Origin of the sequence: Mordavella massiliensis (assembly GCF_016901695.1) — a bacterium.
Classification (GTDB): domain Bacteria; phylum Bacillota; class Clostridia; order Lachnospirales; family Lachnospiraceae; genus Claveliimonas; species Claveliimonas massiliensis_A.
In genome coordinates this window covers 42,993-54,478 of sequence record NZ_JACJKS010000015.1, presented here as the reverse complement: position 1 = coordinate 54,478, position 11,486 = coordinate 42,993, and the positions used below count along the sequence as shown (strand labels likewise).

At 62.0% G+C, this 11,486-nt stretch carries 13 protein-coding genes and 1 riboswitch; of the genes, 5 read left to right on the top strand and 8 right to left on the bottom strand.

Going from position 1 to position 11,486, the window contains the following annotated elements:
- Positions 1–552 precede the first annotated feature (552 nt).
- Positions 553–990, bottom strand: a complete 438-nt coding sequence (locus H6A20_RS10145; protein WP_204907007.1) for a hypothetical protein — start codon at positions 988–990, stop codon at positions 553–555.
- A 326-nt stretch (positions 991–1,316) separates the two neighbouring features.
- Positions 1,317–1,508: riboswitch (cobalamin riboswitch) on the top strand.
- Between the two features lie 154 nt (positions 1,509–1,662).
- Between H6A20_RS10145 and H6A20_RS10140 the strand changes: the two genes are divergently transcribed.
- The 5 genes from H6A20_RS10140 to H6A20_RS10120 are packed head-to-tail and all read left to right on the top strand — an operon-like array spanning position 1,663 to position 5,266.
- Positions 1,663–2,442: an energy-coupling factor ABC transporter permease gene (locus H6A20_RS10140; RefSeq protein WP_204907006.1), complete on the top strand. Its 780-nt coding sequence runs from the start codon at positions 1,663–1,665 to the stop codon at positions 2,440–2,442.
- The gene (locus tag H6A20_RS10135) at positions 2,442–2,813 is read left to right on the top strand and encodes an energy-coupling factor ABC transporter substrate-binding protein (RefSeq protein WP_204907005.1); all 372 of its coding nucleotides are present in this window, start codon (positions 2,442–2,444) and stop codon (positions 2,811–2,813) included. The genes H6A20_RS10140 and H6A20_RS10135 overlap by 1 nt, the downstream gene beginning before the upstream one ends.
- Positions 2,800–3,579: a cobalt ECF transporter T component CbiQ gene (gene cbiQ, locus H6A20_RS10130; protein WP_204907004.1), complete on the top strand. Its 780-nt coding sequence runs from the start codon at positions 2,800–2,802 to the stop codon at positions 3,577–3,579. Before H6A20_RS10135 ends, cbiQ begins: the two co-directional genes overlap by 14 nt.
- Before the next feature lie 27 nt (positions 3,580–3,606).
- Positions 3,607–4,470 (top strand): energy-coupling factor ABC transporter ATP-binding protein, encoded by an 864-nt coding sequence (locus tag H6A20_RS10125; protein WP_204907003.1) that lies wholly within the window; start codon positions 3,607–3,609, stop codon positions 4,468–4,470.
- 13 nt (positions 4,471–4,483) lie between these two features.
- Positions 4,484–5,266 (top strand): sirohydrochlorin cobaltochelatase, encoded by a 783-nt coding sequence (locus H6A20_RS10120; RefSeq protein ID WP_204907002.1) that lies wholly within the window; start codon positions 4,484–4,486, stop codon positions 5,264–5,266.
- On the opposite strand, the gene H6A20_RS10115 is transcribed toward H6A20_RS10120, so the two are convergent.
- The 7 genes from H6A20_RS10115 to H6A20_RS10085 are packed head-to-tail and all read right to left on the bottom strand — an operon-like array spanning position 5,230 to position 11,482.
- Entirely contained in the window at positions 5,230–5,910 is a 681-nt protein-coding gene (locus H6A20_RS10115; RefSeq protein ID WP_204907001.1) for a precorrin-8X methylmutase, read from the bottom strand. The two genes, H6A20_RS10120 and H6A20_RS10115, sit on opposite strands and share 37 nt — an antisense overlap.
- Entirely contained in the window at positions 5,910–7,445 is a 1,536-nt protein-coding gene (locus H6A20_RS10110) for a cobyric acid synthase (RefSeq protein ID WP_204907000.1), read from the bottom strand. The genes H6A20_RS10115 and H6A20_RS10110 overlap by 1 nt, the downstream gene beginning before the upstream one ends.
- On the bottom strand, positions 7,433–8,515 hold the full coding sequence (locus tag H6A20_RS10105; protein WP_204906999.1) for an aminotransferase class I/II-fold pyridoxal phosphate-dependent enzyme: 1,083 nt from the start codon (positions 8,513–8,515) through the stop codon (positions 7,433–7,435). The genes H6A20_RS10110 and H6A20_RS10105 overlap by 13 nt, the downstream gene beginning before the upstream one ends.
- A 35-nt stretch (positions 8,516–8,550) precedes the next feature.
- Positions 8,551–9,534: an adenosylcobinamide-phosphate synthase CbiB gene (gene cbiB, locus H6A20_RS10100; protein ID WP_204906998.1), complete on the bottom strand. Its 984-nt coding sequence runs from the start codon at positions 9,532–9,534 to the stop codon at positions 8,551–8,553.
- A complete protein-coding gene (locus H6A20_RS10095) occupies positions 9,491–10,096 on the bottom strand; it encodes a histidine phosphatase family protein (protein ID WP_204906997.1) in 606 nt (201 codons plus the stop codon). The genes cbiB and H6A20_RS10095 overlap by 44 nt, the downstream gene beginning before the upstream one ends.
- A gap of 7 nt (positions 10,097–10,103) precedes the next feature.
- Complete coding sequence (locus H6A20_RS10090) at positions 10,104–10,925, bottom strand: adenosylcobinamide-GDP ribazoletransferase (protein WP_338106673.1); 822 nt, start codon at positions 10,923–10,925, stop codon at positions 10,104–10,106.
- On the bottom strand, positions 10,922–11,482 hold the full coding sequence (locus H6A20_RS10085; protein ID WP_204906996.1) for a bifunctional adenosylcobinamide kinase/adenosylcobinamide-phosphate guanylyltransferase: 561 nt from the start codon (positions 11,480–11,482) through the stop codon (positions 10,922–10,924). Before H6A20_RS10085 ends, H6A20_RS10090 begins: the two co-directional genes overlap by 4 nt.
- Between the last annotated feature and the right edge of the window lie 4 nt (positions 11,483–11,486).

Sequence of the window (11,486 nt, the reverse complement as noted above, 5' to 3'; positions counted from 1 at the left end):
GAAATGGGAACAAAAGCATTGAGATTTCTTTTAGATCTTTTGAAGATATCAGACGCGGCGGCTGCCGCAAAGAAAAAAACTGCCAGAAACATCATGCTTTATGTATATAATAGCACATGTTCCTGACAGTTTCCATAAGAATTTTGATTTTCAGTTAAGAATTGAGTAATATATAGAAATACACCAGGGGGGCTATCCTTCCTTCAGCAGATCAGGATCTGCAAGGCTTTACCTGATGTCATCGCAAAGGATCTGGAAATACCCCTCTGAGATATTTCTGTGGTTTTTCATACAGCGGTAAAACGCCTTCATGCTGACCGGCGTCTCCCGTAATGTACCTTCTGTGCCGGCGCATTTCTACATATAATACTCACCCAGGAAGCTGGGAATCCTGCTCAGACCTTTTTCCATCGTCAACGGCTCATGGAGAAGAAGATAGTCGTTAATATAAAAGCCAGCGTTATCCAAATGCTTACGGATCATCTTCTCAGACAAATCGCACATGTCTGCTTCAAAAATTCTGAGCAAATCCCTGCTCGTGTTGCGAGTTTACTAACATTTCTTTTCAAATTCTTCTAAAGCGTACTCGTACTCCATCACTTTTAGCGGCCCTTCCGTCACATGGGTGACGCCGTCCCGGATATAACCGGTGGACATGGGAAGATGATGCTGCCTGCCGCCCAGCTCCGCGAGGAACTTCTCCTCAGCCGCATGGAGCTGGCGCAGCGGAATATCCGCTTTGCCGTCGCTTCCGTTCTCCTGGAACATCTGCCCCAGCATCCGCATAAGTGCCGGAACGTCCTCTGTCTCCAGGAAAATGCTGCCTGGAAAAAGAGGCTTCTCCTCCACATGCCAGCTACCCTCGTACCGCTTCATCTGCTCGCGCGTAAACACAAAGACGTCCCGGATGACCCGCCCGTCGGTCAGACTGCGGCAGATCCGGCTGATCTCCTGCTCACGCCCGCAGGGGCAGTTCAGAACACACCACATAGCATCCGCTCCTTTGTTTTTTTCGCAGAATACATAGTTCTGCGAAAGAACCTTTGAAACTAATTTCTGAAACAGGGATAATGGAAAGAAATTCCTTTGAATTGACAGAATATATCGAACACTGTTATTTCCAAAAACACCTTGAAGAAGGGTATCAGTTGCGTTATAATAAATAAGGTTTCGCAGAACTATGTAGTCTGCGAAATTTTTCTTTTTTCAGGCAGGATTCCATCCTCTCCTCTCTCCTGGCCGGCAGCCGCCGGGTTGACGCTCCTTTCCCGGTATGCTATCCTAAGAGAAACAAAAACGCAGCAACCCAATACACGCAGGTGCCCTGCTTTTCAGGCCCGCAGGATTTTTCCGGCCGGGCGAAACGCGGGGAGAATAGGGAAACAGGTGCAAATCCTGTACGGTCCCGCCGCTGTAAGGAGGGAACGGCTTCTCACGTGCCACTGCGCCGGTATCCGGCACGGGAAGGGGAGGAGCCGCCGCGATCTCCAAGTCAGAAGACCTGCCTGCCTGTAGGAAACGCCGGTTGTCACGGAGCATGGCACAAGGTACGCAAGAATGTCAGGAAGGGAAGACAAGGCAGTCTGCCTCTTCCACTCTTTTTTGTACCCCTGCCCGGATCCGGACAGGGGCTTTTTACAGCGTAAAAAAGGAGGATTTCTCATGATACACACAGCCAAAAGACAAAAGGAGCGGCTTTTCATCGCCGCGGCGGCAGTTCCCGCCCTCGTCCTCGGGACCGCCCGGGAGGCCCATGCCATGCACATCATGGAGGGCTACCTGCCGGGCGGCTTCTGCATCGCCTGGGGCGTTCTGTGCCTGCCTTTTTTCCTGGCCGGGTACTTCTCCCTGAAACGGACACTTGAGGAGAACCGGAAGACCCTGATCCTGCTGGCCATGTCCGGCGCCTTCATCTTTGTGATCTCCTCCCTCAAGATCCCCTCCGTCTTCGGGAGCTGCTCCCACATGACAGGGACAGGGCTTGGCGCCATCCTCTTCGGCCCGGCGTCCGTAAGCCTTCTCGGCGTGATCGTCCTCCTCTTCCAGGCCCTCCTGCTGGCCCACGGCGGCCTGACCACCCTGGGGGCCAACACCTTTTCCATGGCAGTGGCAGGTCCCTTCCTTGCCTGGGGCGTCTATGCCCTGTGCCGGAAGCTCGGGGTAAAGCGCCGGGTGTCTGTCTTCCTTGGCGCGGCCCTGGGGGACCTGTGCACCTACTGCGTCACCAGCCTGCAGCTTTCCCTCGCGTACCCGTCCGAACAGGGCGGCGTGGCGGCCTCAACCCTCAAGTTCCTGGCTGTGTTCGCCCCCGCCCAGCTCCCCCTGGCAGTCATAGAGGGGATCCTTACGGTCGTCATCCTCATTGCCCTGGAGAGCTACGCGCAGCCGGAGCTTGCCATGATCGGATATTATAAAAAAGAAAAAGCAGGGAGGTCTGTATAATGAAACATAAAAATGCAAGAACCGTCCTGCTCCTTCTTCTCCTTGCAGTTCTCATCGCCGCCCTCCCCCTCTTTCTGCAAAAAGGCGCCTCCTTTGGCGGCACGGACGACGCCGGCAGCCAGGTCGTGGAGGAGATACAGGGGAAGGACTATAAACCCTGGTTCACCCCGGTGCTGGAGCAGGCCCTGGGCGGGGAACTGCCGGGCGAGGTGGAGAGCCTTCTCTTCTGCGTGCAGACCGGGATCGGCGTGGGCGTCATCGCCTTCCTGATGGGCCGGCTTGTGGAGCGGCGCAAGTGGATGCGGCGCATGGAGGACGCCGGGTCCGACAAGGCCAGACAGGACCGGGAGGCAGACCATGCTTCTGATTGACCGCCTCTGCTACACATCCGGGCTTCGCCACATGAATGCCGGGGAAAAATGCGCCCTGTCCCTCTTCTCCATCGTCCTGTGCGTCGGGACTCGCTCCGCAGCGGCGGCAGCAGCCGTTTTCCTCGCCATGGCCTTTCTGTGCATAAAGAAAGGCGGCGTGCCGGCAGGGCTCTACCTGCGGCTTCTCCTCATCCCGCTTGCCTTCGTGCTTCTGGGGACCGCCGCCGTCCTGGTCAACCTTTCCCGGACGCCCCTTGACGCCTTCGCCCTGCCCCTCGGCCCCCTGTGGCTGACCGGCAGCCGGGAGGGCCTTCTTGGCAGCGGCCGCCTCATCCTCACAGCCATGGCCTCGGTATCCGGCCTCTACTTTCTCGCCCTGACCACGCCCGTGACGGACATCCTGGGTGTTTTGAGGGCCTGCCGGCTCCCCCGGATCCTGGCGGAGCTGATGCTGCTCGTGTACCGGTTCCTCTTCCTTCTGCTGGAGCAGGCCGCCGCCATGCTCCGCTCCCAGGACGCCAGGCTTGGCAACAGGGATCTTCGCACTTCCCTCCGCTCCTGGGGGCTGCTGGCGTCCATGCTCTTTATCCGGGCCATGAAGCAGGGAAACGCCCTTTATGACGCCATGGAAGCCCGCTGCTACGACGGCTCCATCCGGGTGCTCCCGGAGGCGGATCCCCCCCGGCTGCGGGAGATCGCAGGGATCGCCGGCTTTCTTTTCCTCCTCCTTGTCCTTGCTTTCCTGACAAGGAAAAGTGGATTGTAAGAAACATATTAATAACAGGAGAAACGAATGAGTGACTATATTCTTGAAGCAGACAATCTGACATTTTCCTATGACAAGACCGGAGCGCCCTCCCTTGACGGTCTCAGCCTGCGCGTCCGCCGGGGCAGCCGCACAGCGGTGATGGGCGCCAACGGCTCGGGGAAGTCCACCTTCTTCCTGTGCTGCAACGGCCTTTTAAAGCCGGATGGAGGGCGGCTTCTCTACGACGGCGTCCCCCTCTCCTACCGGAAGCGGGACCTGCTGGCCCTGCGGGAGAAGGTGGGCATCGTCTTCCAGGATCCGGACACCCAGCTCTTCTCTGCCAGCGTGTACCAGGAGATCTCCTTTGGCCCTCTGAATCTGGGGCTCTCAGAGGAGGAAGCCTCCCGGGAGGTGGAGGCCGTCATCGGACGGCTCGGCATCGGCCCCTTCCGGCACCGTCCGGCCCACGCCTTAAGCGGCGGCCAGAAAAAACAGGTGGCCCTGGCGGACATCCTTGTCATGCACCCGGAACTCCTCATCCTGGACGAGCCCTTCGCCGCCCTGGATCCGGGACATGCCCGCATCATCCGGGACATGATCGGAAAGCCGGATCAGGAACCGGGCCGCGTGCCTGCGGCGATCCTTCTTGCCACCCACGATACGGACTTTGCCCTGGAGTGGGCAGACGAGGTGATCCTGATGAAAGACGGGCGGGCGCTGGCCCAGGGTCCGGCCCGGAAAATCCTCACAGACCGGCAGCTTCTTGCCAAAGCAGAACTTGCCCTTCCGTCTGTGATCCGGATCTTTGAAAGCCTCCGGGCCTGCGGCATACTGGGTGCGGATCTGCCGGCGCCCGGCAGCTTCGACCAGTTGGAAGCATACATCCGCCGCGCAGGCGGCGAAGCATAAAGGAGAACAGCAAATGGAAAAAAAAGGACTGCTGGTGGTCAGCTTCGGCACCACCTACGAAGATACACGAAAGAAAAATATTGAACATATAGAAAAACTGCTGGCCCGGGCATTCCCGGACCGGCAGTTCTACCGCGCCTACACAAGCGGCATGATCATCCGCAGATTAAGGGAGAGGGACGGCCTTCTCATCCCCTCTGTGCGCGAGGCGGCCGCCCGGGCGGCCGCAGACGGGGTCACCGACCTTCTTGTGCAGCCCACTCACATCCTGAACGGCATTGAGAACGATCAGATGAAGGAGGACGTGCTGGCCTTTGAGGACCGGTTCGCCCGCCTCTCTTTCGGCGCGCCTCTTCTTTCCAGCACGCAGGATCAGTTCCACGTGATCCGGTCGCTGATGGAGGAGCTGCCGCCTCTGTCTGACAGGGACGCCCTTGTCTTCATGGGGCACGGCAGCGCCCACCATGCCAACACCCTCTACGCGGCCCTCGACTATGCATTCAAGCAGGCCGGATACCCCCGCGTGTACATGGGCACCGTGGAAGCCTACCCGGATGCGGAGGCCGTCCTGGCCCAACTGGAGGGCTCCGGGGTGCGCCGGGTATACCTGACCCCCTTCATGCTGGTGGCCGGCGACCACGCCAGCAACGATCTGGCAGGAGAGGACGGGGACTCCTGGGCCAGCCGGTTTGCGGCCCGGGGGTACGAGACGGTCTGCATCCTGAAGGGGCTGGGCGAGTACAGCGGGATCTGCGACCTCTACGTGCGGCACGCGCGGGAGGCCGGACCGGTCTGATCTGCCATGTACAGGATCGCGTTGCAGATGGCGGCGGCAATATTGCTGCCGCCTTTTCTTCCCCTTGCCACGATGTAGGGTACATCCGTCTCCATGAGCATCTCCTTGGCTGCCACCACGTTCACAAAGCCGACCGGGACGCCGATCACCAGGGCCGGGGCGATCTGCCCTTTCTCCAGAAGCCCGCAGATCTCTACCAGGGCCGTGGGCGCGTTTCCCACAGCCAGGATGAGCGGGCGCTCCTCTGTGGCAGCCAGGGCGGCGGCCTTCTTCATGCTGGCCACAGCCCGGGTCGTCCCCTCCTTTTTCGCCAGGTCCGCCACATCCGGATCCGCCATGAAGCAGCAGGCCTCCCCGCCGAAGGAAGCCAGCACTTTCTTGTTGATGCCGGCCAGCCCCATATTGGTGTCCGTGACAATGCGCGCGCCTGCGCGGACGGCAGCCAGCGCCCGCTCCATCACGCCGGGGGAAAAGACCAGATTATCCGCATAGTCAAAGTCCGCGCTTGTGTGGATGCACCGCTTGATGACCGGCTCCTCCAGGGGATCGAAGGTCCTCTCCCCCAGCTCCTGCGAAATGATCGCAAAGCTTCTCTTTTCTATCTCCCCGGGCAGCACCTGCTCCAGTCTCTCTTTTCCATCCATCAGACTCTGCTCCTTTCTGATTCCTCCAGGATCCGGTAGATCCTCTCCATATCCAGCGCGCGCCGCATCTTGCGGGCAAGGAGGCTGTACTGGCTCTCCTTGTAGGCCTGGAAATCCAGGCCGCCGCCTTCTTCCAGCAAGATCCCCTTCCGGGCGGCCAGCAGGCAAAGGAACCGCTCCGCCACATCGCCTTTGTCAAAGAGGCCGTGGATATAGGTCCCTGCCACGTTCTTCCTGCACAGGCCCAGGACGCGCTCCGGCCCGCCGGCGAAGATCTGCGCCTGCGCCGCCCCCTCTTCCAGGATACAGGTCTCCCCCATGTGGATCTCGTACCCCTCGTAGGCCGCGCCGGAGAGGGGTTCCCAGTCCCCTGTGAGGGCGGAAAGGTTCCCTGCGCTCCGGGTGGTCACCTTGGACCTCCCGAAGACGGTGCGCACCGGGAGAAGACCCATGCCGCGCATGGATCCCCCTGCCTCCATCCCGTAGGGATCTTCGATCTCCTCCCCCAGCATCTGGTAGCCGCCGCAGATGCCGAAGATGAGCGTTCCTTTTGCGGCCAGCTTCAGGATGGCCGCCTCCAGGCCGGACATCCGGAGCCACCGCAGGTCCTCCATCGTATTCTTGCTGCCGGGAAGAAGGATGAGATCCGGAGTTCCAAGCTCCCGCACGCCGGACACATAGCGGACCGCCGCGTGCCCCTCTGCCTCCAGGGGCGCCAGGTCCGTGTAGTTGGACAGCCGGGGCAGGCGGATGACTGCGACGTCGATCCGCCCCTCCGGCGCCGGCGCGGATGCTCCTTTCCCTTTTCCTTCCAGCCGGCTGGAGAGGCTGTCCTCCTCCTCAATGTCCACATCCAGCATGGGCACCACCCCCACCACAGGGATGGGGATCCGCTCCCTGAGCATGGCAATGCCCGGATCCAGGATCGTCCTGTCCCCCCGGAATTTGTTGATGATAAACCCGCGGATCCGGTCCCTCTCCTCCGGCTCCAGCAGGGCCGCCGTCCCGTAGAGCTGGGCGAAGACGCCGCCACGGTCGATATCCCCGGCGAGAAGGACAGGCGCATGGAGCATGCGGGCCAGCCCCATGTTGACAATGTCGTTCTCCTTCAGGTTGATCTCCGCCGGGCTGCCGGCGCCCTCCACCACGATCACATCATACCGCTCCTCCAGGTTCCGGTAGGCCTCCAGGATCACCGGCACCAGCTCCTGCTTGCGGGCATAGTAATCCCGGGCGCTCATGCTGCCCACCGCCTTCCCGTTCACGATGACCTGGGAGCCGGTGTCCGTGGTCGGTTTCAGAAGGATGGGGTTCATGGAGACGGAGGGTTCGATCCCCGCCGCCTCCGCCTGCACCGCCTGGGCCCGGCCCATCTCCAGCCCGTCCTTTGTAATGTAGGAATTGAGGGCCATGTTCTGGGATTTAAAGGGGGCTGTCCTAAGGCCGTCCTCCCGGAAGATCCGGCAAAGGCCGGCCGCAAGAAGGCTTTTCCCCGCCCCGGACATGGTGCCCTGTATCATGATCACTTTTGCCATCTGTGTCTCTCCTTTGCTGTCTCTATCGTCCTTAACAGTTCCAGGTTCTCCTCCCGCCTGCGCACGCCGATCCGCCAGGTGCCGGCCGAAAGCCCAGGAAAACTGGCTCCGTCCCGGATGTAAATGCCATCTGCCAGGCAGCGCTCCTGCAGATCCTTTGGCCCCTCAAAGAGGAGAAACGTCGTATCCGAGGGCCACACCGAAAGCCCGAGCCCTGCAAGTTCCTCCCCGAGCCACTTCCTCTCGGCAAGGAGGGCCTCCACCGTCCGGCGGGTCTTTTCCTGCTCCCCGAGGGCGGCCAGCCCCGCCCGCTGGGCCGGCCAGGACACGTTCCAGGGGGGCAGCACGCCCCGCACCCGGTCCGCCGTCTGCACGTCCGCCGTCAGCAGGTAGCCGAGCCGCAGCCCCGGCATGGCATAAAGCTTGGTAAAGGCCCGGAGGATGAGGATCCCCGGACACTGCGCCTGCAGATCCAGGCAGGAGGCCCCCTCCCCCGGCTCTGTCATCTCCAGGAAACACTCGTCCACGATAAGGAGGATGCCCCTGCCGCGGCACAGATATGCAAGGTCCCGCAGGAGGGCCGGATCCGCCAGCCTGCCCGTGGGATTGTTGGGGTTGCACAGGAAAACCATGTCCAGTCCCTCCTGCCTTTCCACCTCGGCAAGCAGCCGCTCTGTCATCCGGTAGCCCTCCTCCCGGCAGGCGGTGAAACGGACCGCCTGTCCGCCAAAGGCGCAGACTGCCGCCTCGTACTCCCCGAAGGTGGGGCCGCAGACGAGGGCCTTCCCCGGCCGGAACGCCGCGCAGACGGCGTAGATCAGCTCCGCCGCCCCGTTCCCGGCAACGATCCTCTCTGCGGGCATGCCATGATGGGCCGCCAGCGCAGCCCGCAGCCGTCCCTGTGCGGGATCCGGATAGCGGACAGACTCCTCCACGCCCAGGATGGCCGCCTGCCGCACGGACTCCGTCATGCCGAAAGGACTCACATTGACCGAGAAATCGATCCGTATATCTTTGTCGTAAATGTTGCCGCCGTGTCGCTCCATGCGTCTCTCCTTCTTGTCTCTCACTCTTGTCTCTCATTTTGCGCCCCGTCTTACGGCCGCTACAGGATCCCTGCCCGGAAGGCAAGGATCACCGCCGCCTTCAGCCCCCCGAGCACAAGAAGCTGAAGGACGGCCGTGGCATACTCCAGGCGGCAGGCCCGCCGGATATCCTCCCGCCCGATCCGGCGGCTGGCATCCCCGATAAACGGCTTCCTGTGCAGCGTCCCGAAGTACCAGGCGTCCCCGGCCAGCCGCACACCCAGAGCGCCCGCCATGACCGCCTCCGTATGGGCCGCATTGGGGCTTTTATGCTTCCGCCGGTCCCGCCGGAACACGCGCCAGGCGCCGCGGCCGTCAAAGCCGGCGGGAAAGGCGGCCAGGATCATGAACAGGGCGGACAGCCGGGCCGGGATGAAGTTTGCCAGATCATCCAGCCGGGCCGCGCATGTGCCGAAATACTGATACCTGTCGTTTCTGTACCCCACCATGGAATCCATGGTATTGACCGCCTTGTAGGCAACGCCGCCAAGGGGGCCTGCCAGGATCATATAGAAGAGGGGGGCGGTCACGCCGTCCGAGGTGTTCTCCGCCACGGTCTCCACCGCCGCCTTCACCACGCCCTCCTCGCTCAGGTTCTTCGTATCCCGGCCCACGATCATGGAGACAGCGCGCCGGCCTGCCTCCAGGCCGTCAGTTTCCAGTGCTTCCTGCACCTTCATGCTCTCCGTCCTGAGGGATCTGGCCGCCAGCATCTGCCAGCAGATGACGCAGGATAAGAGAAAGCGGAGCGCCGGGTGGATGCGGCCGGCTCCATAGAGGAGGAGTCCCGCCGCGCCCACGCAGATGAGAGGGGTGCTGACTGCAAGGACAAAGCCCGCCGCCCGCTCGCCCCTCTTCCCCGCCGGGAAGACCCGGCGCAGGATCTTCTCAAGACATGCGATCACCCGGCCCATGCCCTGCACCGGGTGCCAGAGCCCCCGCGGGTCTCCCAGTATGAAATCAAGTATAGATCCGATGAGCAATGCCGCCAGTGACTGTGCCATCCAGTTGTCCTTCCTTCCATCTGTTCTCGTCTATCACAAGGAGGTAGCCCTCCCCGTTGTCCACATTCCAGCCGTAGTAGCTGCTGCCCGCAATGACCTGGGAGAGCACGGCCATGATCACGCCCCCGTGGACGCAGCAGGCGATAAAGCCGTATCCCCTGCGCCGGCTTTCCTCCACGGTCCGCCGCAGCGCCTCCAGGCAGCGGGCGTTAAAGCCGGGGATGCTCTCCCCGCCGGGAAACGTGTCCGCCCCCGCCGCACCGATGAAGGCGTCGTAGGCCGGATCCCCCAGCAGTTCTTCGTGCGTCTTCCCCTCCAGAATGCCAAAGTCGCACTCCCGGAACCCCTCGACTGTTTCCGGATCCTGACCGGGAAAGATGGTCCGGGCCGTCTGGAGGCACCGGCGCATGGGGCTTGTAAACACATACTCCGGCGCGGGGTAGCGGCGCCCTGCCAGGACCGCCAGCCCCTCTTCTGACACCGGTTCGTCCGTCCGGCCTCCCACAAATCTGTGTATTTTGTTTCCTTCCGTCTGTCCGTGGCGGACCAGTAAGATCTGCATCTTCCTTCTACCCTGTCACCGCCATGGCAAGAAGGACGGCAAGCTCCGCCTGCTGTACAAAATATCCCGCCAGATCCCCGGTGATCCCTCCGAATTGTTTTTTGCTCATGTGGTAGTACCATCCAAAGACAGCCGCCGCAGCCAGAAGCGTCAGCAGGCCGCGCCAGCCCCCAAGCGCCCCCAGGCATGCCGCCTCCGCGGCCAGGAGCGCCCCCAGGAATACCAGGCCCTGCCGCCGCGCGGCCCGGCCGGAAAAGAGGGCCACATAGGAGCCCGTCTTCTTTGCCTTCGGGAAAAGGATGACAGACAGCGCGCTCAGGGTCCGGCTTACCATATAGCCGGCGCAGACGCAGAAAGCCGCCTGCCAGGCAGGCGTTCCCCATCCAAAGCTTCCCTTCGCCAGAGCGGCCGCCCCGCGCTCTGCGAGCGCGCCCCAGGCGCCGAAGGACAGAAGAAGATACAGGGCACAACCCATGACTGCAAAGGCGCCGGCATGGCTGTCCTTTAAGATCGTAAGCTTCGTCTCCCGGTCCTGGCAGGAGCCAAGGGCGTCCCGCGTATCCATGTAGCCGTCCATGTGGATGCCGCCCGTCGCCCACAGGGGCAGGGCCACAAGAAGGGCAGCCGCAAGAAAGGGGGAGAGGCCCAGCCGGGCGCAGCCCCACTGAAGGAGGAAGGAGAGTCCTCCCAGCACGGCTCCCACAAAGGGAAAGAAGCACATCACGTAGTCCATGGACGCCCGGTCCCAGTCCGCCCGGGGCACCGGGATGCGGGAGTACATGCCGAAGGCGATGAGAAAGCTGTCCCGCCAGCTTCCGCCCCGCCTCACCTTGCCGCCTCCCCGCTCCCCGGGATCCGGCTCAGGATGTCCGCCCCCTTGAGAACAAGCGGCAGGCCGTACTTGACTTCCACGACCACATCCGCCTCCCCTGCCAGCATCTGGCTCACCCGGCCCGACTCCCTGACATACTTTCGCATCTCGGGGTCCATCGGCACCTCGGAGAACGCGTCCTGCCCGATGACAATGAGGTCCTCCGTCTGGCTGCAGAGATGCCGGATCCCCTCCATGATATAGGCGGGGATGTCCGACGGTTTCTTCGCGCCGTCGCTGTACATCTCGTTGGCCAGCAGGTTGGTCATGCACTCCAGAAGGACCAGCTTCTCCCCGGATACATCCAGCTCCTCCAGGGCGTACCCCCGCTCCACGGTGTGGAAATGCTTCCCTTCGCGCATCTTTCGGTGATCCCGGATGCGCGCCTCCATCTCCCCGTCGATATCCGTCAGAGTGGCCAGATACAGCTTCTCCCCCGGGCACAGGCGCACGGCCAGATCTTCTGCCCAGGCGGACTTGCCGCTTCCGCTTCCCCCAAATACCATGTACAGCATGACT